General features: G+C 61.7%; 20 protein-coding genes. 8 read left to right on the top strand and 12 right to left on the bottom strand.

All coding sequences use genetic code 11. The features are described 5' to 3' along the window. The first annotated feature begins 23 nt into the window (after positions 1-23). Positions 24-2,729 carry a hypothetical protein gene (locus AC3ISR_RS19560; RefSeq protein ID WP_192296961.1) on the top strand — a complete coding sequence of 902 codons (2,706 nt, stop codon included), beginning with the start codon at positions 24-26 and terminating at the stop codon, positions 2,727-2,729. A 57-nt stretch (positions 2,730-2,786) separates the two neighbouring features. Here AC3ISR_RS19560 and dsbG read toward each other — a convergent pair whose 3' ends face one another. The 3 genes from dsbG to dsbD are packed head-to-tail and all read right to left on the bottom strand — an operon-like array spanning position 2,787 to position 6,096. Next, entirely contained in the window at positions 2,787-3,548 is a 762-nt protein-coding gene (gene dsbG, locus AC3ISR_RS19555; RefSeq protein WP_192296960.1) for a thiol:disulfide interchange protein DsbG, read from the bottom strand. Further along, entirely contained in the window at positions 3,524-4,369 is an 846-nt protein-coding gene (locus AC3ISR_RS19550; RefSeq protein WP_192296959.1) for a TlpA disulfide reductase family protein, read from the bottom strand. Before AC3ISR_RS19550 ends, dsbG begins: the two co-directional genes overlap by 25 nt. Further along, on the bottom strand, positions 4,369-6,096 hold the full coding sequence (dsbD, locus tag AC3ISR_RS19545; RefSeq protein WP_463984533.1) for a protein-disulfide reductase DsbD: 1,728 nt from the start codon (positions 6,094-6,096) through the stop codon (positions 4,369-4,371). Before dsbD ends, AC3ISR_RS19550 begins: the two co-directional genes overlap by 1 nt. 176 nt (positions 6,097-6,272) lie before the next feature. On the opposite strand from dsbD, the gene AC3ISR_RS19540 reads away from it, so the two are divergent. The 5 genes from AC3ISR_RS19540 to AC3ISR_RS19520 all read left to right on the top strand — a co-directional run bounded on the left by AC3ISR_RS19540 (position 6,273) and on the right by AC3ISR_RS19520 (position 10,974). Then, a complete protein-coding gene (locus AC3ISR_RS19540) occupies positions 6,273-6,953 on the top strand; it encodes a response regulator (protein WP_192296957.1) in 681 nt (226 codons plus the stop codon). Continuing rightward, complete coding sequence (locus AC3ISR_RS19535) at positions 6,950-8,272, top strand: ATP-binding protein (RefSeq protein WP_192296956.1); 1,323 nt, start codon at positions 6,950-6,952, stop codon at positions 8,270-8,272. Before AC3ISR_RS19540 ends, AC3ISR_RS19535 begins: the two co-directional genes overlap by 4 nt. Before the next feature lie 122 nt (positions 8,273-8,394). Continuing rightward, the gene (locus AC3ISR_RS19530) at positions 8,395-9,162 is read left to right on the top strand and encodes an N-acetylmuramoyl-L-alanine amidase (protein ID WP_192296955.1); all 768 of its coding nucleotides are present in this window, start codon (positions 8,395-8,397) and stop codon (positions 9,160-9,162) included. 113 nt (positions 9,163-9,275) lie between these two features. Then, positions 9,276-10,670, top strand: a complete 1,395-nt coding sequence (locus tag AC3ISR_RS19525; protein ID WP_192296954.1) for an aspartate aminotransferase family protein — start codon at positions 9,276-9,278, stop codon at positions 10,668-10,670. Between the two features lie 82 nt (positions 10,671-10,752). After that, positions 10,753-10,974, top strand: a complete 222-nt coding sequence (locus AC3ISR_RS19520; protein WP_192296953.1) for an MbtH family protein — start codon at positions 10,753-10,755, stop codon at positions 10,972-10,974. 129 nt (positions 10,975-11,103) lie between these two features. Here the strand turns inward: AC3ISR_RS19520 and AC3ISR_RS19515 are convergent, their stop codons facing one another. The 7 genes from AC3ISR_RS19515 to minC form a co-directional block, all read right to left on the bottom strand. After that, positions 11,104-13,251, bottom strand: coding sequence for a mechanosensitive ion channel family protein (locus AC3ISR_RS19515; protein ID WP_463984532.1), 2,148 nt, complete (start codon positions 13,249-13,251; stop codon positions 11,104-11,106). Between the two features lie 52 nt (positions 13,252-13,303). Further along, positions 13,304-13,480 (bottom strand): hypothetical protein, encoded by a 177-nt coding sequence (locus tag AC3ISR_RS19510; RefSeq protein ID WP_010208820.1) that lies wholly within the window; start codon positions 13,478-13,480, stop codon positions 13,304-13,306. Between the two features lie 192 nt (positions 13,481-13,672). Beyond that, complete coding sequence (locus AC3ISR_RS19505) at positions 13,673-14,962, bottom strand: M18 family aminopeptidase (protein ID WP_463984531.1); 1,290 nt, start codon at positions 14,960-14,962, stop codon at positions 13,673-13,675. A 187-nt stretch (positions 14,963-15,149) separates the two neighbouring features. After that, a complete protein-coding gene (locus AC3ISR_RS19500) occupies positions 15,150-15,785 on the bottom strand; it encodes an RluA family pseudouridine synthase (RefSeq protein WP_005789965.1) in 636 nt (211 codons plus the stop codon). Positions 15,786-15,881: 96 nt separating this feature from the next. Next, a complete protein-coding gene (minE, locus tag AC3ISR_RS19495; RefSeq protein WP_003175252.1) occupies positions 15,882-16,136 on the bottom strand; it encodes a cell division topological specificity factor MinE in 255 nt (84 codons plus the stop codon). A gap of 3 nt (positions 16,137-16,139) precedes the next feature. Further along, positions 16,140-16,952, bottom strand: coding sequence for a septum site-determining protein MinD (minD, locus tag AC3ISR_RS19490; protein ID WP_192296950.1), 813 nt, complete (start codon positions 16,950-16,952; stop codon positions 16,140-16,142). Between the two features lie 200 nt (positions 16,953-17,152). Beyond that, positions 17,153-17,890 (bottom strand): septum site-determining protein MinC, encoded by a 738-nt coding sequence (gene minC / locus AC3ISR_RS19485; protein WP_192297237.1) that lies wholly within the window; start codon positions 17,888-17,890, stop codon positions 17,153-17,155. Between the two features lie 119 nt (positions 17,891-18,009). On the opposite strand from minC, the gene AC3ISR_RS19480 reads away from it, so the two are divergent. After that, positions 18,010-18,945, top strand: coding sequence for a lipid A biosynthesis lauroyl acyltransferase (locus AC3ISR_RS19480; protein WP_192296949.1), 936 nt, complete (start codon positions 18,010-18,012; stop codon positions 18,943-18,945). An 80-nt stretch (positions 18,946-19,025) separates the two neighbouring features. Beyond that, positions 19,026-20,174, top strand: a complete 1,149-nt coding sequence (locus tag AC3ISR_RS19475) for a patatin-like phospholipase family protein (RefSeq protein ID WP_192296948.1) — start codon at positions 19,026-19,028, stop codon at positions 20,172-20,174. Between the two features lie 139 nt (positions 20,175-20,313). Here AC3ISR_RS19475 and AC3ISR_RS19470 read toward each other — a convergent pair whose 3' ends face one another. Continuing rightward, positions 20,314-21,099, bottom strand: a complete 786-nt coding sequence (locus AC3ISR_RS19470; protein WP_305391284.1) for an outer membrane protein OmpK — start codon at positions 21,097-21,099, stop codon at positions 20,314-20,316. Between the two features lie 228 nt (positions 21,100-21,327). After that, a complete protein-coding gene (locus AC3ISR_RS19465; RefSeq protein WP_192296946.1) occupies positions 21,328-22,677 on the bottom strand; it encodes a nucleobase:cation symporter-2 family protein in 1,350 nt (449 codons plus the stop codon). Between the last annotated feature and the right edge of the window lie 181 nt (positions 22,678-22,858).

The raw sequence follows: 22,858 nt of genomic DNA, 5'->3' as shown, positions 1-22,858 counted from the left end.
TAACGCTTGACAGGAGTCTTATCGTGGCTAAAAAACCGATCCCTGAAAATACCTCATCTCTTCAACCGGCCAGCACTCCACCGCGCTCGCCGAAAGGGCCCAAGGCACAATTCCCCGTTCCTGTTGTCGAGTTCGCAGCCAATAACAGCGTGCTGTACCCCATGGATGCGATTGACGGGACGCAGGCCAAGTTGACGCTGCCTGCGGGTGCCACGGGCTGCACATTTTTTATCGCTATCAAGGATCAGGCCGAGCCTGCATTCGAGCCCGTTTCTGTGGATGACGGCGATGATGTCGTTCCGATTTCTGCGCAGTCAGTCAGTTTGATGATCGGACACACGGTGCAGATGTGGTACACGGCTATGGTGGGGGGCAAGGAGGAGGCTTCCCACGTGCTGGAGCTGGAAGTTCAGTTGTTGCGGGAGGAGGATCTGGTTGTATCGAGGCCGGTGTATACGCACGCCAAGAATGAATGGAACACATTGTGGCTGAGGATGCAGAGTTTCACTGGTAATGAAACCATCGAAGTCGAGGCCTGGCCCCTTATCTATGCAGGGCAACGGTTGTTTATTACCGTCGCCGGCAACCAGCACGTCGCGCCGTACCGCTTCATCTGGGTTGCGCTGGATTATGTGGTACAGCCCCATGAGGCTCATGCGGGATATGTCTTCAGGTTTCCTCTTTCACGCCCATGGATGTCCAGGCTGGATGACTACTCGGCGCTGACGGCCCACTTAGGTGTCATCTGGGATAGAAGCCAGCCTGTATTCCCTGAGCCAGGCGACCCTGTTCTTGAAAATCCACTGCCTATCAACGCCCAGGATTTCCACTTGCGTACCACCACACTGCTGCAGGTGGACCCGTACCAGGAACTGAACCCTCCAAATCTGCGAGAGTCGGTCGAGCTGCGTCCCGGGCATTGGGAGGTCAACCCAACCAACACGGTCAACGGCGGACATGCGATTGTCAATTATGAGGGCATGACTAAAGGCGATCTTGTTTGCGCTCGGGCTGAAGGGGGCGACTATGGACCTATATCGCTTGGTTGTCAGCACGTAAGCGCGGGCGAAAGCAGCTTGTCATTTGAGGTTCCTCCCGAGGTCTTTGCTGCGCTATTCCATAAGACGCTGAGACTGGGCTATACCCTCCAATTCAATGATTACGCACCGCAACCTTCGCCGCTGCGCCATATCGACGTACTGGCGCCACAGCTTCCACACCCGGGCATTGAGCAAGCAACCGCGAGTACGGTGGATCTGAGCACATTCATTGGTGACGGCACAGGTATCGTTCCTCTCTTTGACTACGCCGCCGTGGGTCAATGCTGCTGGATGTGGGTAACCGGTGAGCTTGAGAATGGCAACATCCATGAGTTCGACGTATTGGCGGGTAAGCCCCTTACCGCAGATTGGGTGCAGAGGGGGGTGGATGCCCCCATCTCACGCGGTGAGTTGAAAAAACTGGCGGATTGCAGCGAATTCCAACTGCATTTCGCAGTGGGTTTTGATGGCAAATGCAATCGGGCGACCGCCATTGAGTTTCCTTCGCAGACGTTCACTATCGAGCAAGAGCCGCTGGTGTTGCTTGAGCCCAACGTTACAGAGGCGGTGGGCTCCAACTTGACTGCTTACAATGGGCGCAATGGCGTACACGTTGAAGTGAATTACGTCGGCATGAACCCCAAGCACACCATCAGCGTCTGCTGGAAAAAGGCTGATGGAGCGTGTTGGCCTCTGGCTTCCCAATCCGGCAGCGCTTCGGGGCCGGTCATCTTCCTTCTGCCGTCGGAAGCCGTGATCGAGAGTATGGGGAAAGTGGTGCAGATCACTTACACGGTCACCACTGCATGCAAGGTGCAGACCTCACTGCCGTTGAACTTGAGCGTCAGTTTGCCTGTGCGCCTGGAAACGCCGAACGTGCTGGAGGCGACGCCACCCAGGACTCAGAACGCCGTTCTGGACCTGAGGACATTTACCGGGGATGCCAATTCTCTCGAAGATCCGATGTGGTTTCTGCGGGCAGGGCAGAAGTGCTGGTTACGAGCGGAGGGTACGGACAAAAACGGCAAAGCCTACTCGTTTAATGTGTACTCGGCCAGAACCATTACGTCGCCAGAGCTGACTGCAGGGGTGGCGGCTCCTGTACTGCGATCCGAGTTGGATAAGCTAAAGGACACAACCAACTTGTCCCTCACATTCAGCGTCGCAACGGACGGTAGTTCAAATGAGAATGTGGTATGTCCAAAGCGGATGCTGAGAATGGTTACGCCAGCTTTAATTCTCTATGAGAACTTCGATGTTCGTGATGTACCCAATCCTCAAATGATGACTGCTGGCGGCAGTCTTGAAACTCCACGCATGACCATCAGGCACATAAGTGGTCCCGGTGAGTCCGGTATTATGCATAACCCATCCTCCACGTCGGGCCCTGGTTTTATGTTCGGTTACCTGCACAGTGGCCCTCAGCATATAGAGTTGGATTTAAAATTCTCGTGTCGACGCGTAACCTTTTCGCTGGTATGGCTTGATGGTTTCTTTACGATGGAGTTTTTCGACAGCAGTCATTTCTCAGTAGGGAGAAGGGTGCTACGCGGCACAAACGAGGGCGGATCAGATGTTCATTGGATCGATTTCTCCGCTCCCTTGAACACGAGCTTCTCAACAATTAGTTTAGAAACTAGCGTCAAAGACTGGCTGATGATTGATACGTTTACTTTCTATCTGACGTAGGACTGGGGCTCGATAAAGGTGCCCATGCATTTGAATGGTCACCTTTATCACTGAAAATCACTGCGGGCCAAGAATCCTCACCAACTTCTCCGGCGACGGCGCCCCCTGCTGTTGCTGCAACCCACCTTTGTCATCCAGATAGAAAATCGCCGGCGTCGCCGACAATTCCAGCTCATCCATCAGCTTCATATTCCCATCCAGCTTGGCTTCAATATCCGCCGGGATCTTCGCCAGTGCCTGCAACTTGCTGCCCTTGCCGGCGGCTTCGTGTTCTTGCAACGCCTTTTGCGGGTCTTTGGCGGCGAACAATGCGGCGGATTTGGCCGCGCTGTCTTCGCGGATGATGCCCACCATGATGTGGCGCAACTGCACCTTGCCGGCCTTCACCCATGGCCGCGCCTGTTCCCAGAACATGTTGCAGTAGGGGCAGTTGGGGTCGCTGAACAGGTAGACGATGCGTGGCGCCTTGACGTCGCCGTCCTGGATCCAGCTGCTTTTTTCCATCTTGGCCCAGACTTCCTTGGCCATCGGTGCGTACACCAGCTTCTCCAGCGGTGCGCTGCTCAAGTCGTTGCCTTGGGCGTCATACAGGTTGCCGGCGAGCACGCTTTTGCCGTCGGCAGTCAGGTACAGGGCCATGCCACGGTTCTGGTATTGCGCGGCGTAGCCGGTGAGGCCGCTGGGGGCGTCGAATTTGCCGATGATCTTGGCACCCTTGGCCTCGATCTGTTTGATCGGCGCGGGCCAGTCTTCGGCGTGGGCCAGGGTAGCCGCCAGCGTCAGTGGCAGCAGGGTCAGCAGGTGGCGGAGGCTTGGCATGTGGGTTTCCTTGTTGGGGCAGTGTCGAAGGCTTCGAGCGAACGGGCCAGGCTGGCCTGGGACAGTTCGCCCAGGTGGCTGTGGATCAGGCGCCCGTCGGCCTGGTAGAACAACGTGGTCGGTAGGGCCATGGAGCCCACGGCCTGGCCGAGGCGGCCACTGGCGTCGAACAGCATATTGTCGAGGGTCAGGCCCTGGGTGGCGAGGAAGGTGCTGACGCTTTGCATGCTTTCGGCCTGGTTGACGAACAGAAAGGTCACGTCGGGGCGTTGGCGCTGGGCGCGTTCGAGCACCGGCATTTCCCGGCGGCACGGTGGGCACCAGGTGGCCCACAGGTTGATCACCAATGGGCCGCCTTTGTAGTCGGCCAGTTGCACGGTTTCACCGTTGGCATTGCGCAAGGCGATGTCCGGCAGTTGCACGCCTTTGTCGTACAGGCTCAGGGACAGGCTGGCCAGCCCCCAGAACACCAGGCCGGTAACCACCCCGGCGGCGAGTGGCTTGCGCAGGGGCGGGCGGCGCCAGCCATAGGCCAGGGCGCCGAGGACCAGGGCGATCACGCCGGGCCAGGCGAGGAAGCCGCCGTCGCGCACGTCGACCATTTGCAGCCAGTCGTTGCTGTAGTCGTTCCAGTACATCAACACAAAGCTGACCCGCGCCGCGAGCATCCCCAGCAGGAACAGGCTGAACAGCACCGATTCCGGGTTCTCGCCGCCACGCTTGGCCACGCGCCAGCCCACCAGGGTGGCGAAAATCAGCGCGCTGATCAGCAGCAGGTGATTCAGGGCGATGGCAAAGGTGCCAATGGTCAGGGTCAGCATCAGCGCGCGTCCCGGGTTTGCGTCCAGCGTTGCAGGAAGCCGGCGGCATCCACTTCGCCGGTGATGCGTTGGGCGCGGCGCTCTTCACCGTCCGGGCCGATCCATACGAAGCTCGGCGGGCCGGGGACTTTGTAGCGGCCGAGCAGTTCGCGGCTGGCGGCGTTGTCGGCGGTGACGTCCAGGCGCAGCAGGCGCACGTCTTTCAGGGCGTCGAGGACTTCGGGTTTGCCGAACACCTGTTTTTCCATGATCTTGCACGACACGCACCAGTCGGCGTAGTAGTCCACCAGCACCCATTGGCCCTGGGCCTTGGCGCTGTCGAGTTGGGTTTGCAGCACGGCGGGGTCGTTGATGGTCATGAAGGCGTCGTGGGCTGTCGGCGCGGCAGCCGTCTGTGAACCGCCGTAGACCTTCAACGGTTGCCAGAGGTCGTCGCCGCCACCGGCCGCGCCCACCACCAGCACCGCCCCCCACAGGCCCAACACCAGGGAGCCGGAGCCGAACACCTTGGCGGTCAGGCCGTATTCGTGGGCCAGGGTCCAGCCGCAATAGGCCATGATCAACGCCAGTGCGCCCCACAGGCCGATCCACAGGCTTTCATCGACCACCGGGCGAATCATCAGCACGGCGGTGCCGAGGAACAGGAAGCCGAAGACACCCTTGAGCACGCTCATCCAGCTGCCCGGCTTGGGCAGGAAGCGATTGCCCACGGTCACCAGCAGCAACAACGGAATGCCGATGCCAATGCCCATGGCGAACAGGATCAGGCCGCCGTGCAGCGCGTTGCCGCTTTGGGCGATATACAGCAGGGCACCGGCCAGCGGGGCGGTCATGCACGGGCCGACGAGCAGGCCGGACAGCGCGCCGAGCACCCCGGCGCCGACCAGGCTGCCGCCGCTTTGCTGGCGGCTGACGGTGTCCAGGCGGTCACGCAGGAAGGCGGGCAGTTGCAGTTCAAAGAAGCCGAACATCGGCAGGGCGAGGAACACGAACAACGTGGCGAAACTGCCGAGAATCCACGGGGTTTGCAGCAGTGCGGCAAGGTTGCCGCCGGCCAGCGCCGCCAACACGCCCAGCGCCGCGTACACCAGCGCCATGCACACCACGTAGCTGCTGGCCAAGGCAAAGCCGCGACGCGGGCTGGCGCCACTGCCGACTACCAGCCCGGCGAGGATCGGCAGCATCGGCAACGAACACGGGGCGAATGCCAGCAGCAGGCCCAGGCCAAAGAACACCAGCAGGCTCCAACCCAGGCTGCGTTGTTGCAGGCCACTGGCCAGGCTTTGGTCGCTGGCTTCGGCGGTGGCGGCCACGGCCGGGTTGCCACCCAGGTCCACCGTCATTGACTGCGGCGGATAACACAGGCCCGCATCGGCGCAACCCTGCCAGCCCAGCTTGACCTTGCCGGTGACACCGGCGGGGATCTTCACTTCCAGCCCCTGGCGATACACTTGCTGCTCGCCGAAGAACTCATCGCTATGGGCTTCACCCTGGGGCAGCACGGGTTTCTCGGCCAGGCCGTCGAATTTCATGCGCTGCTGGTACAGGTAGTAACCGTCGGCAATCTGCCAATACAGCTGGGTTTCGCCGCTTTCCAGGCGCTCGGAGGTAAAGGCGAAGGCCTTGCCCACCGGGAGGAAGTCGGGTTTTGTCTCAAACGGATTGCCCGGCGCGGCCTGGGCGAACCCCGCGAACAACACCAGCAGAAAGATAAACAGATGCCGCATGGTCAAGCCTTAGTTCGATGCAAGTGAGGCACACAATGTGTGGCGTTGATTAACCGATGATTAACCGGCGCTATTCTAGAGTGTAGGGAGTGTCTGAGCGCGCCTCTTTTCACGGCATAATCTGCGCTTAATCCGTGGCACCTTTAATCTCCCCCATCTTTTATGAAGGGTTTAGCATGCACGTACTGGTCTGCGAAGACGATGAACTGATCGCCAGCGGCATCGTGGCCGGCCTCACCGCCCAGGGCTTCACGGTCGAGCGCGTGGGCACGGCGGCGGCTGCGCGGGCGATGCTCAAGGCGGCGACCTTCGACATCATGGTGCTCGACCTTGGCCTGCCCGATGAAGATGGCCTCAAGTTGTTGCAGCAGCAGCGCAGCCAGGGCCTGGAGATTCCGGTGCTGATCCTCACGGCACGGGATTCTGTGACCAATCGCGTCGACGGCCTGCAAGCCGGTGCCGACGACTACCTGCTCAAGCCCTTCGACCTGCGCGAATTGGCCGCACGCCTGCAAACCCTGTTGCGCCGGGTGGCGGGGCGCAGCGTCAACCTGATCGAACACGGACGCCTGGCCTACGACCCGAGCAGCCGCGAAACCTTCCTCGGCGGCCAGCCGGTGGACCTGTCCCGCCGCGAACAGGCGCTGTTGCAGGCGCTGCTGCACAACAAGGGCCGCGTGCTGTCCAGCGAGCAACTCAAGGACAGCGTCTACGGTTTCAACGACGAGCTGGAAAGCAACGCGTTGAACGTGCACATCCACCACCTGCGGCGCAAATTGGGCAACGGCATCGTCGAGACCGTGCGCGGCCTAGGCTACCGCCTGGGCCCGGCGGATGACGGAGAGAACGCGTCGTGAAAAGCCTGCGCCTGCGCCTGACGTTCAAGCTTGGCGCCGCCTTTGTGCTGATCTGGGCCCTGGCGGCAGCGTGGATGCTCAACGACCTGCGCAACCAGATGATGTTTTCCCTCGACCAGCGCCTGGTGGCATCGGCGCGCATGGTCGCCGGGCTGACCGAGCAGATGCCGGGCCTGGCCAGCATGAGCGGCGGTGCGCATTTCAGCGCGCAGCAATTGAATGTGCCGGGGGGCATGGCCTGTCAGGTCAGTTCCTTGCGCGGCGAAGTCCTGGCGCGCAGCCACGCAACGCCGGACGAAGGCCTGGAGTCGCGCAAAAGCGGTTTTCGCGACCAGGTGATCGATGGCGTGAATTGGCGCAGTTTTACCCTGTCCCGGGGCGATTTGTTGATCACCACCGCCGACCGCCAGGTGGAGCGCGAGGCGCTGAACCTGTCGATCCTGCTCGCCGCGTCGGTGCCGGTGGGCGTGGCGATGCTCGGTTGCCTGTGCCTGTTGTGGCTGGGCATCGGCCAGAGCCTGCTGCCGCTCAACCGCATGCGTGACGCGCTGATGCGGCGCAGCGCCGACTCCCTCGAACCGTTGCAGATCCACCCGTTGCCCAGTGAACTCAAGCCGCTGCTCGACACCCAGAACCAACTGTTGCAGCGCATCGCCAAGACCATCGAGCGCGAACGTCGGCTCACCGGCGATGCTGCCCATGAGCTGCGCAGCCCGCTGACGGCGATCAAGACCCACCTGCAAGTGGCGCGCATGACCGACGGCGCGGCCCGCGACCAGTCCCTGGCCCACGCCGAAGAGGGCGCCGACCGCCTGCATCGCACCCTGGAACAATTGCTGCTGCTGGCACGGGTCGAAGGCAGTTTGTCGTTTGACGATGGTTTGCAGTCCAGCGCCGAGGAAGTGGCGCGGTTGGCGATCCAGGACGCCAACGCCGGCGATAACGGGCGTATCGACCTGATCCTGGCGGACAACCTGCGCACCACCCCGGTGGAAATGCCCGTGGGCCTGGCCGTTGCGGCCCTGCGCAACCTGCTGGACAACGCCTTGCGCCATACCCCGGCGCACACCCGGGTGGAACTGCGCGTGTTCACCGACGCCGACCATGTGGTATTTCGCGTACGTGACCATGGCCAGCAGATCTCCAGTGAAGACCTGCAATACCTGACCCAACGCTTCTGGCGCAACGGCAGCAGCGAAGGTTGCGGCCTGGGCCTGGCGATCGTGCAAGCGATTGTGCAGCGCTGCTCGTGCTCGTTGAAATTCGACAGCCAGGCCGATGGCCTGCGCGTCGACCTGGGCATGCCGCTGCGGCACTGATCTTTTTCTTTCAAGCGCCACATAGTTACCGCCCGCCTGAAGGTGAACCCTTCAGGATGGCGTTGGTTTTTTGCGCTTGAACGGGCCGAACGACTCGGCCTGGATTGAAAAGGACAGCTCTTATGTTGGTGATCGATACCAGTTTCCCAGCCAAGGATTTCAACGAACGCAATGGCGAGCCTGTGCGCCAGTTGATCCTGCATTACACCGCCGCCCCCTTCGGCGCATCCCTGCGCGCCCTCACCCAGGATGGCGTCAGTGCCCACTATCTGGTGCCCGACCCGGATGAGCCGAGCTACCGCGCCGCCGGGTATGACGAATTGCGCGCGTTCCGCCTGGTCGATGAAGGCAAGCGCGCCTGGCATGCCGGGGTCAGCCACTGGGGCGGGCAGGACAACCTCAACAGCCGCGCGATCGGCATCGAACTGGTCAACCTGGCACGGGATGACGCCGGGGTGTTTACCTTCCCGACGTACCCTGAGGAGCAGGTCGAAGTGCTGATTGCACTGGCACGGGACATCCTGGCGCGCCACCCGCAGATCGGCCCGAGCGAGGTCCTTGGGCACTCCGATGTGGCCTATTGGCGCAAGAGCGACCCCGGCCCGCGTCTGCCGTGGCAGCGTTTGCACGAGGCGGGCGTAGGCGCCTGGTTCGATGACGCCACCCGTGCGATGTATCAGCGCCGGTTTTGCCTTGGTTTGCCGCCGGAGGTTGAGGTCGAGCGGGCGTTTCAGCGTTATGGGTACAAGCCTGCGCAGAATCGGCGAGCGTTTGAACAGCGCACGCGAGCGTTCCAGATGCACTTTCGGCCGCGGGATTATTGCGGTTTTCTCGATGCGCAGACCTGCGCGATCCTGTATGCCCTGAATGAAAAGTACCGAGGCCTGTGACCTTATGCCTGGTCGAGAGGTAGGAGGTGCATCCATCAGTTAGCGACCGTGCGGCCTAAATCCTTTCCACGCTGGTGCGTTTCCAGAACAGGAATCAGATGAGGGATCGAGCAATGTCCGTCGCTATCAGCCATATCGAAGACACCCAGCTTCACGAAACGCTGTACCAGTTTGACGAAAACCCGCTGCTGGCCCGCCAGCGCCAGCAGGAGTCCAACGCCCGCAGCTACCCACGGCGCATCCCCCTGGCGCTCAAACGCGCCAAGGGCATCTACGTGGAAGACGTGGAAGGTCGCAGTTTCATCGACTGCCTGGCGGGTGCCGGCACCCTGGCGCTGGGGCATAACCACCCGGTGGTGATCGCCGCCATTCAGCAAGTGCTCAGCGATGAGCTGCCGCTGCATACACTCGACCTGACCACGCCGGTCAAGGATCAGTTTGTACAGGACCTGTTCGGCCTGTTGCCGCCAGAGCTGGCGCGGCAGGCGAAGATCCAGTTCTGCGGCCCGACCGGCACCGATGCGGTAGAAGCCGCATTGAAACTGGTGCGTACCGCCACCGGGCGCAGCACGGTGCTGTCGTTCCAGGGCGGCTATCACGGCATGAGCCAGGGCGCACTGAGCCTGATGGGTAGCCTGGGGCCGAAAAAACCCTTGGGCGCGTTGCTCAGCAGTGGCGTGCAATTTCTGCCGTTTCCTTACGACTACCGCTGCCCGTTCGGCCTCGGCGGTGCCGAAGGCGTGCGGGTCAACCTGCATTATCTGGAAAACCTGTTGAATGACCCGGAAGCAGGCGTAACGCTACCGGCGGCGGTGATCGTCGAAGTGGTGCAGGGCGAGGGCGGTGTGATCCCGGCCGACCTCGACTGGTTGCGCGGCCTGCGCCGTATCACCGAACAGGCGGGCGTGGCGTTGATCGTCGATGAAATCCAGAGCGGATTCGGTCGTACCGGCAAGATGTTTGCCTTCGAGCACGCCGGCATCCTTCCGGACGTGGTGGTGATGTCCAAGGCTATCGGCGGCAGCCTGCCGCTGGCCGTGGTGGTGTATCGCGACTGGCTCGACACCTGGCTGCCGGGCGCCCATGCCGGCACGTTCCGTGGCAACCAGATGGCGATGGCGGCCGGCTCGGCGGTGATGCGCTACCTCAAGGAACATGACCTGGCCGGTCATGCAGCGGCCATGGGCGAGCGCCTGGGTGAACACCTGCGCATCCTGCAGCGCGATTTCCCGCACCTGGGCGACATTCGTGGGCGTGGGTTGATGCTTGGCGTGGAGTTGGTCGACCCGGATGGCACCCCGGATATTCAGGGGCATCCGCCGGTGCATCGCCAACTGGCGCCGCTGGTGCAGCGCGAATGCCTCAAGCGCGGGTTGATCCTGGAACTCGGCGGCCGCCATGGCAGCGTGGTGCGCTTCCTGCCGCCGCTGGTGATCACCGCGGCTGAAGTCGACCGCGTCGCCGAACGCTTCGGCCGCGCCGTCGCGGCAGCGGTCGCCAGCCTCTAATTTTTTGGCGGTTTGGTACGTTTCTACAGATATGAGCGCTGCGCACGGTGCGCAGCCGGCCTTTGAGCGATGGAGAACAGCAATGACCTCAGTATTTGACCGCGACGACATCCTGTTTCAGGTAGTGGTCAACCATGAAGAGCAGTATTCCATCTGGCCCGACTACAAGGCTGTGCCGGAAGGCTGGCGCACCGTGGGCAAGAGCGGCTTGAAGAAAGAATGCCTGGCCTATATCGAAGAAACCTGGACCGATATGCGTCCACTGAGCCTGCGCCAGAAAATGGACGGCACCGCCCTCGCCTGACTGTAGTGAGCGGGCTTGCCCCGCGCTGGGTGGCGCAGCCGCCCCAAATCCAGGCACCGCGTTATCCCGTCAAACCATGTCGGTAGGGTTTGGGGCGGCTTCGCCCCCCAGCGCGGGCGAGCCCGCTCACTACTGGGGTGGCGTGGTGGTGACTACTTGCACGCTCAGGCGCGGTGTGGCCAGGTCCAGCCCTGCCTCATCCAGATGCCGCTTCAACGACAGGTTGAACGCCCGCGACACTTCCCATTGCTTGATCGGCGCCGTCTTGAAGCGTGCGCGCAGGATCGCGCTGCCCGACTCGAAACTCTCCACCCCTTGAATCTCCAGCGGCGACCAGATGTTGCGACGCTGCAACGGGTCATTGCGTATTTTCTGGCCGACATCGCGTATCAGCTTGATCGCGTCGTCGATGTCCATGTTGTACGGAATCGCTACCCGGAAGATCGCGTAGCCGAACTCCCGTGAGTAGTTCTTGATGCTCTTGATCTCGCTGAACGGGATGGTGTGCACGATGCCGTCGATGTCGCGCAGGCGCACGGTGCGGATGGTCAGGCCCTCGACGGTGCCGAGGTGGCCGCCGACGTCCACGTAGTCATCGATGGCCAGGGAGTCCTCGATGATGATGAACAAGCCGGTGATCAAGTCCGCCACCAGCGACTGTGCGCCAAAACCGATCGCCAGGCCGATCACACCGGCACCGGCCAGCAGCGGCGTGACGTTCATCCCCATGTTCGCCAGGGCGACGATGGCGGCGATGATAAAGATGGTCACGAACAGCACATTGCGGATCAACGGCATCATGGTTTGCGCGCGCGCATTGGCCAGGCCTTTGCGCGAGCGGGTGAGGGCGTGGTGGATCGCGGTGTCGCTGAGGATCCAGATCAGCCAGGCAAACAGCAAGGTCCCGGCCAGGCCGAACAGCTTGACGCTGACTTCATGGCCGTCGCCCTCGGTAAAGCGAATCAGCGACAGGCCCCACACCCGCAGGCCCAATTCGATAAAGGCCAGCCACACTACCAGGTGGGCCAGTGTGTAGAAAAAGCTCTTCAGCCGTTCGGAATACAACGCATGACGCTTGTGCCCACGGTGCGGCTTGAGTGCATGGCGGCGCACCAGGCCGTTGATCACCATGCACAACACCAGCAAAACCGTGCACAACAGGGATTGGCGCAGGGCGGTACTGGTGTCGCCGGCCGAAACAAAAGTGGCGAACAGCGAGATACCCACCAGCAGCAAGGCCGGGATGTACCAGAACGAACCGATGATTTCGATGGTGTCGCTCAGGGCGCGGCGCGTAAGGCGGCGCGACAGCGGCTGGTTGCGGATCAGGTGGGCAATCGGCCGGCGGAAACGCAGGATGAACACACCAGTGGACAGCGCCGCCATTACATTGGCCACGGTCGCGGCGGTGTGGGACAAGTGCTGGCCCAGGGCCTGGACCAGGCGCGGGTCGCTCAAGGCTTCACCAAACGCGGCAAAGCTGCCGATCCACCACAACGGGCGGAACGCCTGGTGGCGCAGGATATACAGCGCGCGATGGCGATGGGGGCCGTCGAGCACCGAGAAGGCAATCACGCAGATCGCCGAAAAGCAGGTGCCGACCACCAGCGCGTACGCCAACACCATCGCCAGGGATTTGCCCAGGGACGACGGCAGCGCGTAGCTCAGGTATACCGTGATCACCAGGGCGATCATCCACGGCCCGAGTTTGCGCAGGGCGAAGCGCACCATGTCCCAGGTGCGCGGGTGTTGCGGCAGTTCTTCGGGCAGGCCGAAACGTTCGCGCACGCGGTGGCTCAGCCAGATCAGCGCGTAGGCCAGCAGGCTCCACAGCGCGAGGATCAGGGCAAAGCCGAAAATGATCGGCAGCCATTCGTTGGCCGGCAGGATCAGGGCACTGAGCTCGTCCTTGGCCTGGTCGATCTCATTCGACCAACGCCCCAGCGGGCTGTCGTCCCCGGAAAACTGTGCTTCGAGGCTGGCCAGGGTGCCGCCGATCAGACCCAGCACCCCCTCTTCGGCGGCCGGTTGGGCTTTTTGCGTAGCGGCACGCAGCTTTTTCAGGTCGCTCAGCAGCTGGGTACGCTGCTGATCGTTTTCCAGGGTCTTGATCACCTCGTCCAACGACTGCCCCAACGGCACTTCGGCCTGGGGTTGGGTCTTGTTGCCGCTGCCGAGCAGGCCGGGCAAACCCACGGCGTGGGCGGGCGCGAGCGGCAGCAGGGTGAGCAGGGCGATCAGCAGGTAGCAGGGTAGGGCAAACAGGCGGGAGAGCACGAGGCGGTCAACCTTGAAAGCGACGGATCGACCGAGTGTACGAGTGAAGGGGTCATTCGGCCAGTTTGGCGAGGATTTTGTACACCACGGTGCCCAGGATCAGCAGCATGCCGATCCACATGCCGAACACGCCGAGGGGTTTGTCGCGAAAGTTGAAGCCAACAGCCAGCATGATCATGCCGATGAGGATCGGGATAAGCATGGCGTGGAAGGAGGACATGGAGATCATGGTGCGACGGCCTTGTCGGAGTGGGAATAGTGACAAGTCTAGGTCGGAATACGGGAAATGGCGTTGATGTGTGTCAGATAGCATTGGGGTGTTTGACATTGCCCCATCGCAGGCAAGCCAGCTCCCACATTTGAATGTGTTCACAAATCAAAATGTGGGAGCTGGCTTGCCTGCGATGGCCGTACCTCGGTCTCAGGGCAGGTCGTGGCTCGCGTAGAACGCGCCGAGCACTTTCACCAGGTGTGCCAGGTCATGGCTGCCGCACAGCTCGCGAATGGAGTGCATGGCAAACGTCGGCAAGCCGATGTCCACGGTGCGCACGCCCAGGTGGCTGGCGGTGATCGGGCCGATGGTCGAGCCACACCCCATGTCGCTGCGCACCACGAAGCTCTGCACCGGCACTTCCTCGGCCATGCACAGGTGGCGGAAGAACCCGGCCGTTTCGCTGTTGGTGGCGTAGCGCTGGTTGCTGTTGACCTTGATCACGGGCCCGGCGTTGAGCTTGGGGCCGTGGTTGGCGTCGTGCTTGTCGGCGTAGTTCGGGTGTACGCCGTGGGCATTGTCCGCCGATACCAGCAGGGATTTCTGGATGGTGCGTACGAATTCATCACCTTCCGGCAGCAGGCGGCGCAGGGTCTGTTCCAGCATCGGGCCATCGGCACCACAGGCGGAACAGGAGCCGACTTCTTCGTGGTCGTTGCACACCAGCACGCAGGTTTCATCGCTGTCGCTGGTGAGCAAGGCTTGCAGGCCGGCGTAGCACGACAGCAGGTTGTCCAGGCGTGCGCCGGCGATGAAGTCGCCGTTCAGGCCAATCACCGCTGCGCTCTGGGTGTCGTAGAAGCTCAGCTCGTAGTCGAGCACCACGTCGGCGTTCAGGCCATGTTCGCGGGCCAGTTGTTCGGTGAGCACGGCGCGGAAGTCCACGCGTTCGTCACCGGCAAATTGCGCGAGGATCGGCGGCAGTTCGGTCTGGGCATTGATCGCCCAGCCCTGGTTGGCTTCACGGTTCAGGTGAATGGCCAGGTTGGGGATGATGGCGATGGGCAGCTTGAAGTCGATCAGCTGGCTTTCGACCTTGCCGTCGCGGCGGAAGGTCACGCGGCCGGCCAGGGACAGGTCGCGGTCGAACCACGGCGCCAGCAGCGCGCCGCCGTAGACTTCCACACCCAGCTGCCAGAAACCCTGGCGTTGCAGCTCGGGCTGGGGCTTGACCCGCAGGCACGGGCTGTCGGTGTGGGCGCCGACCAGGCGGATCCCGCCTTGCAACGGCGAGTGACGGCCGAGCTTGAAGGCGATGATTGAAGAGTCGTTACGGGTCACGTAGTAGCGACCGTTGGCTTCAGTGGCCCAGGTTTCGCGCTCGTCGAGACGCTGGTAACCGGCGGCCTCCAGGCGTTGGGCCAGGGCGGCAGTGGCATGAAAAGGAGTAGGGGAGGCCTTGAGGAAGTCGATCAGGCCTTGATTCAACGCTTCGCGCATAAATAGCTCCAGACAGCAATGCGCGGAGTTTACCGTCGGTGGCGAAAAGTGCACAGAACAAATGTGGGAGCGGGCTTGCTCGCGAATGCGGTGTGTCAGTCAACATTTTTGGTACTGACAGGCCGCCTTCGCGAGCAAGCCCGCTCCCACACAAGCCCGCTCCTACATTTTGATTGTATTGCCAGCTTTAGAACGGTGCAGGGCACTCGAAGCGCAAACGCTCGCCGCTTTGCGGATGGGTGAAGCTGAGCATGCTGGCGTGCAGGCACAGGCGTGGCCAGGCGGCCAGGGCTTGTTCGTGGGCGTACAGGCCATCCCCCAACAGCGGATGCCCGATCGACAGCATATGCACACGCAACTGGTGCGAGCGCCCGGTAATCGGCGTCAGCTCCACGCGGCACCAGTCGCCACAACGCTCCAGCACTTTCCAGAAGGTCAGCGCGTGCTTGCCGAACTCGTGGTCGACCACATGGCGCGGCTTGGTCGGCGGGTCGTAGCGCAGCGGCAGGTCGATGCTGCCGCTGTCCAGTTCCGGTTGGCCCCAGGCCAGGGCGGTGTAGGCCTTTTCGGTTTCACGGTCGTGAAACTGGCGGGACAGTTCGCGGTGCGTGTCGGCGTCGCGAGCCAGCAGGATGATGCCCGAGGTTTCCCAGTCCAGTCGATGGACGATGCGGGCTTCGGGGTAACCGTTTTCCTGCAGGCGGGTGATCAGGCAGTCCTTGTTGTCGTCGGCGCGGCCGGGCACCGAGAGCAGCAGGGTCGGCTTGTTCACCACCAGGACAGCGTCGTCCTGATGGAGGATATGGATATTGGACAGCGGCATTAAACAGCCTCGTAACAAACGCCAACGGCGGCTCGCCCACCCGGTTCCCGAAACGGGATCAAGGTGTGCGAGCCGCCGTGGCGACCGCCTTGTCGATTAACGATCAGGCAGGGTGATATTGAGTTCCAGAATCGAGCAGCTGCCGTCGTTTTCCAGGGCGACATGCACGTCGTCGTTGCCGATGTTGACGTACTTGCGGATCACCTCCACCAGTTCCTTCTGCAAGGCTGGCAGGTAGTCCGGCGTGCTGCGTTGGCCGCGTTCGTGCGCCACGATGATCTGTAGACGCTCTTTCGCTACCGACGCGGTACTTGGCTTTTTGTTGGCGCGAAAGAAGTCGAGAAATTTCATTGTTTAGTTGCCTCCAAAGATACGCTCGAAGAATCCCTTCTTCTTTACATCGAGGAAGCGATGTTCCACGGTCTTGCCGAGCAAGCGATCAACCGCGTCACTGTAAGCCTGGCCTGCGTCGCTCTGGTCATCGAGGATGACCGGCACACCTTGGTTGGACGCTTTCAGCACGGCCTGGGATTCCGGGATCACGCCCAGCAGGGTCACGGCGAGGATGTCCTTGACGTCTTCAACGCCGAGCATTTCGCCATTGTTGACGCGCTCAGGGTTGTAGCGGGTCAGCAGCAGGTGTTCCTTGATCGGGTCTTCACCCTTCTCGGCGCGCTGGGACTTGCTGGCCAGCAGGCCGAGCATGCGGTCCGAGTCACGTACCGAGGAGACTTCCGGGTTGGTCACCACGATGGCTTCATCGGCGAAGTACATCGCCAGGTGAGCACCGGTCTCGATGCCGGCCGGGGAGTCGCAGACCACGTATTCGAAGGTTTCCTTCAGTTCAGCGAGGACTTTGCCTACGCCTTCCTTGGTCAACGCATCTTTGTCACGGGTCTGGCTGGCGGCCAGTACGTACAGGTTCTCAAGGCGCTTGTCCTTGATCAGGGCCTGTTGCAGGTTGGCTTCACCGTTGACCACGTTGACGAAGTCATACACCACGCGGCGTTCGCAGCCCATGATCAGGTCGAGGTTACGCAAACCGACGTCGAAGTCGACGATGACTGTCTTGTGGCCGCGCAAAGCGAGGCCGGTACCGATAGCGGCGCTGGTGGTGGTCTTACCCACACCACCCTTGCCGGATGTAACCACGAGAATCTTGGCCAAGGTGTTTCACCCCTAAGGAAAAAGGACTTTTCAGTCCCTGAAAAACATCTCTTGGAACTCGCCGCAGGCGGACAGCCTTTGTAGGGAAAAGACGGGTTGGCGTACGAAAAACGCCAGCCTTCAGATGTTCCTACACAAGTATTGCCGGTTTCGCTGTGCTATCAGAGTCTAGAGATGCTTGGAAAATGCGGCAGTATCCGTTAAAGCCGGATGATGTTCAACACATCGCCCGACAGGCTGACCTGCACCCCGGCCCCCCACAGTGGATCGCGGCGCAAATCTTCGGAAACCTTGTACCGGCCCGCGATGGACACTAGCTCAGCGGTCAACTGCTGGCAAAAAATCCGGGCCTTGGTATCACCCTTGATGCCGGCCAGGGCACGGCCGCGCATCGGGCCGTATACATGGATGTTGCCATCGGCGAGAAGTTCCGCCCCGGGACTGACCGAAGCGATCACCACAAGGTCGCTGCCCTCGGCGTAAATCTGCTGCCCGCCCCGTACGGGCGAGGTGATGATCTTTGTAGGCTTGATCGTCGGCTCTGGCGGTTTTTCCGGTTTTTTCTTCTCTTCACTGACCAATGGTTCCAGCGGACGCTCCCGTGCGCCGGACGGTGGCAGTACTGGCAGTTCAATGGCGATGGCTGCGGCAATGTCTTCGATGCGGCTGGCACGGATCGCCAGGGTGCGTAGGCCATGGGAGCGGCACACGCGCATCAGGCCGGGCAAATCGATAACGCCCTGGCCGGCCGGGAGTTTGTCCAGGGCCAGCACCAGCGGGGCATTGTTGAAAAAGTTCGGCGCCATGGCGACCTTGGCGGCGAGCTGGCGGTCCAGGGCGTCGAGGTCGTTGCGCGCCAGTTCCAGCACGGTGATGGCGAGCATGCTGCCTTTCAGCTGGAACACGGGATCTTGGTCTAGCGGTTCGGTTTGGCTCATGGTCGGCATAAAGCGGCTTGTCACGAAAAGTGTCGAGACTTATAACGAGAACATCCACTGGCCGCAAGCCGAGTCGAACCGTTGTAGAATGCGCGGCCCTGTCTTTACCGGAATCTGTAATGGATCGCCCGCGTTTTCGAGCTGTATTTTTTCACCCCCGTTTCTGGCTGTTATGGCTGGGGCTCGGCCTGCTGTGGCTGGTCACCCAATTGCCGTACCGTGCGCTGCTGACCATTGGTCGCATTCTGGGTGCGGGAATGTACCGTGTGGCCGGCGAACGTCGCCGTATCGCCGCGCGAAACCTGGAACTGTGCTTTCCGGAAAAGTCCGCCAAAGAGCGTAAGCAGTTGCTCAAGGAAAACTTCGCCTCCACCGGCATCGCCTTTTTTGAAATGGCCATGAGCTGGTGGTGGTCGCGCCAGCGCCTGGCGCGCCTGGCCCATGTCGAAGGGCTGGAGCATCTCAAGCAAGCCCAACTGGACGGCAAGGGCGTGATCCTCATGGCCCTGCACTTCACCACCCTGGAAATCGGCGCCGCGCTGCTGGGGCAGAAGCACACCATTGATGGCATGTACCGCGAACACGGCAACCCGATGTTCGACTTTATCCAGCGCCGTGGCCGCGAGCGTCACAACCTCGACTCGCTGGCCATCGAACGTGAAGACGTGCGCGGCATGCTCAAGCTGCTGCGCGCCGGCCGTGCCATCTGGTATGCGCCAGACCAGGACTACGGCGCCAAGCAAAGCATCTTTGTGCCGCTGTTCGGCATCCAGGCCGCTACCGTGCCGGCCACCAGCAAATTCGCCAAGCTGGGCAAGGCGCTGGTGGTGCCATTCACCCAGGAGCGCCTGGCCGATGGCAGCGGTTACCGACTGGTGATCCATCCGCCGTTGACCGACTTCCCGGGTGAAAGCGATGAAGCCGATTGCCTGCGTATCAACCAGTGGGTCGAAGCCTCGGTACGCCAATGCCCCGAGCAGTACCTGTGGACCCACCGTCGGTTCAAGAGTCGTCCGCCGGGTGAGCCGAAGCTGTACGAAAAACGCCGTCGATAAGACGTGAGAGCACTTGTGGCGACGGAGCAAGCGCCCTCGCCACAAAATAAGACTGACCTTTCCCCACATGGAGTGACGCGATGCGCCCAGCTGAACCGGTTACAGGCTTGATTCTTTCCGGCGGCGGGGCGCGAGCGGCGTATCAGGTAGGGGTATTGGCGGCGATTGCCGAGCTGTTGCCGCCGGGGGCGCCCAATCCGTTCCCGGTGATTGTCGGCACCTCGGCCGGGGCGATCAATGCGGTGAGCCTGGCCAGTGGCGCCATGGACTTCACTGCGGCGATCCAACGCCTGACCGCCTTCTGGCAGGGCTTTCGCAGCCATCTGGTGTTGCGCAGTGACTGGCCGGGGGTGATTCGCCAGGCGAGCCGCTTCTTTATTCACAGCCTGCTGGGGCTGGGCGCGCAAGTGCCGGTAGCGCTGCTCAACAGTACGCCGCTCAAGGCGCTGCTCAAGGACAAGCTGCACCTGGCCGGCATCGACGAAGCCATCCGCAACAAACACCTGCATGCCGTGGCGATCACGGCGTTTGGCTACGAATCCGGGCAAGCGGTGACCTTCTATCAGGGCGGCGGCACCATTGATGCCTGGTTGCGCCACCGACGTATCGGCGTGCCCACCCAGCTGTCCGTAGAGCACTTGCTGGCCAGCTCGGCGATCCCGCTGTTGTTCGCCCCGGTCAAACTCGACGAGGAATATTTCGGTGACGGCGCCGTGCGCCAATCCGCGCCCATCAGCCCGGCGCTGCACCTGGGCGCCAGCCGCGTGCTGGTGGTCGGTGTCAGCGGCAACCCGCGCGGCAACGAGCCGGCGGTGCAGCGTACCTTCACCGGCCAGCAGCCGACCCTGGCGCAGATCGGCGGGCATATGCTCAACAGCACGTTCATTGACAGCCTGGAAAGCGACATCGAATTGCTCGAACGCCTTAACCAGTTCAGTCATTTCCAGCCGGCCGACAGCGCGGCCCGGGGCTTGGCGCCGGTGGAGGTGCTGGTAATCGCGCCGAGCCAGCCGATTGATGAAATCGCGGCACGGCATCGCCAGGAGTTGCCGGCGGCGTTGCGATTGTTCTTGCGTGGGCCGGGGGCGACCAAGACGAGCGGGGCAGGCGTGTTGAGCTACTTGCTGTTCGAGGCGGGGTATTGCAGCGAATTGATCGAGTTGGGGCGCCAGGATGCGTTGGCCAAGCGCGAGGAACTGTCGAAGTTTTTGGGCCTCACACCAGACTGAATGTGGGCAGGGTTGGGGTGGGAGCGGGCTTGCTCGCGAAGACGGTGTGTCAGTCACAGGTATTTCGACTGACCTACCGCATTCGCGAGCAAGCCCGCTCCCACACAAGCCAGCTCCCACAGGAGACTGGCACCGCCAGTTAAAAGTGGTACTTGACCAGGAAGCTCGCGGTGTCCTGGTTGGTCTTGAACGCACCGGAATCTTCGATCCCGTACTTGTTCTTCCAGTAGTCGTATTCGAAACCGACATACAACTGCTTCGCGCCCCAGTTCATCGCCTTGCCCAGGTCATATTTGACCTGCGGGTTGAAGTGCAGGTTGGCGTGGTAAGTGCCGCGGGCGTTCTTGTCGTTGTCCACCACCCAGTCCATGAAACCGTCGATCAGCACGTCGGAGTTGCCCACCGGGATGGTGTACGCCCACACCGGGGTGATCTGCCAAACGCCATCACCCGCGCGATTGCCTTCGGTCTGGCGCTGGTAGAAGTTCAGCTGGAAGTAGTCGAAGCCCGGCACGTTCAGGTCGAAGCCTGGGCCGAGCAGGTACGACTCGTTGTCGCCTTCGCCGAACTCGTAGGTGAAGGCCAGCAGCACATCCTTGATCGGGCCGAAGGACAGGTCCTGGTCAAAGATCTTGCCGAACGACAAGCGTGGGCTGATCTCGCCGTAGTAGGTGCTCGGGCCGACGTTGCCGTCTTCCTTGCCGTTGTAAAAGATGCGGTCGACGAACAGGAAGTTGTCGCCGTATTTCCACGCGTCGGCATGTTCGAACGTGACGGTCTGCTGGATCTGCGGGTTGACGGTGAAGTTCTTGCCCCACAGGTAGGTCAGGCTGTTGTTCTGCCACTGCAACAAATCGCCGGCCACGGCTTGGCCACCGGCCAGCAGCGATCCCGCCAGCATCAGGCCTTTGAACATAGGTTTCATTCGGTGCTCCCGAGTTAAGGTTTTATGTTTTTTTCTAAGGGGCGCTCTGGTGTGGCGCCTTTGGATTCGCTGAAAAACTCGTCTGATTGGTCAGCTTTATTGCTACAGCAAAAGCCGCGCCAAGGCGGTAAGAAACCGTCGATTTAAGCGGGCGCGGAGAATACTGGCTCCCACGTCTGCGCTCAAGTGCGCCGTTACAGCGCGCACCGGGCGACGATGGGGCATGCCTCAGGTGTGGGCATGCTCGACAGCAGGTCGTTCAGCACCGCCGAGGATGTTGAACAGGATGTTCAGCGACAACGCGCTGAGGGTGGCCATGGCAATGCCACTGTGGGTAATCGGGCTCATCCACAGCGGCAGTTGCGCGAAAAACTCGGGACGCACCACCGGGATCAGGCCCATGCCGATGCTCACCGCCACCAGCAACTGGTTGCGCCGGTCGGCGATGTCGGCTTCCTGGAGGATCTTGATCCCGGTGGCCGCGACCATGCCGAACATCGCAATTGCCGCGCCGCCCAGTACCGCCGGCGGGATCGACGCCACCAGGTATGCAGCCTTGGGCAGCAGGCTGAGCACAATCAGGAAGGCCCCGGCCATGATCGTCACCGAGCGGCAACGCACGCCGGTCATCTGCACCAGGCCGATGTTCTGCGCGAAGGAGGAGTGGGTAAACGTGTTGAAGAACCCGGCAAAAAATGACGCACCGGCATCACACAACAGGCCACGGCGCAGCATCTTCGGGGTGACGTCCTGACCGGTGATCTTGCCCAGCGCCAGGAACATCCCGGTGGATTCGACAAAGATGATCACCACCACCAGGCACATCGACAGGATCGGTGCCAGCTCGAACCTGGGCATGCCGAAATGCAGCGGCGTGACCACCTGCACCCACGGCGCCTGGGCCAGGCCGCTGAGGTCGACCATGCCGAGCAGGCCGCACAGCATGTAGCCCAGGCCCATGCCAATCAGCACCGAGATATTCACCCAGAAGCCGCGCATGAAGCGGTTGATCAGCAGGATGGTACCCAGCACCAGCGCAGCAATCGCCAGGTAGATCGGCGAGCCGAAGGTGGCCGCCGCACTGCCGCCACCGGCCCAGTTCACGGCCACCGGAAACAACGACAGGCCGATCGCCGTGATGACGGTGCCGGTGACCAATGGCGGGAAAAAGCGTACGACCTTGGACATGAACGGCGCGATGATCATGCCAAAGAACCCGGCGGCGATGGTCGCGCCAAAGATCCCCTGCAGGCCGATACCGGGCATGCCGGCCATGGCGACCATGCTGCCGACGGCGGCGAAACTGGCGCCCATCATCACGGGCATGCGGATGCCCACCGGGCCGATGCCGAACGACTGCACCATGGTGGCGATACCGGCCACCAGCAGGTCGGCGTTGATCAGGAAGGCGATTTCTTCACGGCTCAGCCCGGCGGCCTGGCCAATGATCAGGGGGACGGCGACGGCGCCGCCGTACATCAGCAAGACGTGTTGCAGGCCTACCAGAATCAGTTGCAAGAGGGGCAGCCGCACCATGGCGGGTGCGGCAGGAATCTGCGGTTCGGCTAACTCGGTCATGCAACACCTCGGATCTTTTTTATTGTTGTGTTGTTTGGCATTCAATTGCCATTTGGAGCGCGATCTTTCAAACACTGCCAATCCCCTGTGGGAGCGGGCTTGCTCGCGAATGCGGTCGTTCAGTCAATGCTTGGTTGAATGACACACCGTTTTCGCGAGCAAGCCCGCTCCCACATTTGGA

This window comes from Pseudomonas sp. GL_117 (assembly GCF_057835125.1).
This window is presented reverse-complemented; position numbering and strand designations above follow the sequence as displayed.

Coding starts and splice junctions, on each gene's coding strand:
- minC (WP_192297237.1), bottom strand. CDS start 17,890: ATGAGCCAAACCGAACCGCTAGACCAAGATCCCGTGTTCCAGCTGAAA.
- AC3ISR_RS19550 (WP_192296959.1), bottom strand. CDS start 4,369: ATGCTGACCCTGACCATTGGCACCTTTGCCATCGCCCTGAATCACCTG.
- minE (WP_003175252.1), bottom strand. CDS start 16,136: ATGAAATTTCTCGACTTCTTTCGCGCCAACAAAAAGCCAAGTACCGCG.
- AC3ISR_RS19510 (WP_010208820.1), bottom strand. CDS start 13,480: ATGATCTCCATGTCCTCCTTCCACGCCATGCTTATCCCGATCCTCATC.
- AC3ISR_RS19505 (WP_463984531.1), bottom strand. CDS start 14,962: ATGCGCGAAGCGTTGAATCAAGGCCTGATCGACTTCCTCAAGGCCTCC.
- AC3ISR_RS19520 (WP_192296953.1), top strand. CDS start 10,753: ATGACCTCAGTATTTGACCGCGACGACATCCTGTTTCAGGTAGTGGTC.
- AC3ISR_RS19470 (WP_305391284.1), bottom strand. CDS start 21,099: ATGAAACCTATGTTCAAAGGCCTGATGCTGGCGGGATCGCTGCTGGCC.
- dsbG (WP_192296960.1), bottom strand. CDS start 3,548: ATGCCAAGCCTCCGCCACCTGCTGACCCTGCTGCCACTGACGCTGGCG.
- AC3ISR_RS19530 (WP_192296955.1), top strand. CDS start 8,395: ATGTTGGTGATCGATACCAGTTTCCCAGCCAAGGATTTCAACGAACGC.
- dsbD (WP_463984533.1), bottom strand. CDS start 6,096: ATGCGGCATCTGTTTATCTTTCTGCTGGTGTTGTTCGCGGGGTTCGCC.
- AC3ISR_RS19525 (WP_192296954.1), top strand. CDS start 9,276: ATGTCCGTCGCTATCAGCCATATCGAAGACACCCAGCTTCACGAAACG.
- AC3ISR_RS19500 (WP_005789965.1), bottom strand. CDS start 15,785: ATGCCGCTGTCCAATATCCATATCCTCCATCAGGACGACGCTGTCCTG.
- AC3ISR_RS19480 (WP_192296949.1), top strand. CDS start 18,010: ATGGATCGCCCGCGTTTTCGAGCTGTATTTTTTCACCCCCGTTTCTGG.
- AC3ISR_RS19540 (WP_192296957.1), top strand. CDS start 6,273: ATGCACGTACTGGTCTGCGAAGACGATGAACTGATCGCCAGCGGCATC.
- AC3ISR_RS19465 (WP_192296946.1), bottom strand. CDS start 22,677: ATGACCGAGTTAGCCGAACCGCAGATTCCTGCCGCACCCGCCATGGTG.
- AC3ISR_RS19475 (WP_192296948.1), top strand. CDS start 19,026: ATGCGCCCAGCTGAACCGGTTACAGGCTTGATTCTTTCCGGCGGCGGG.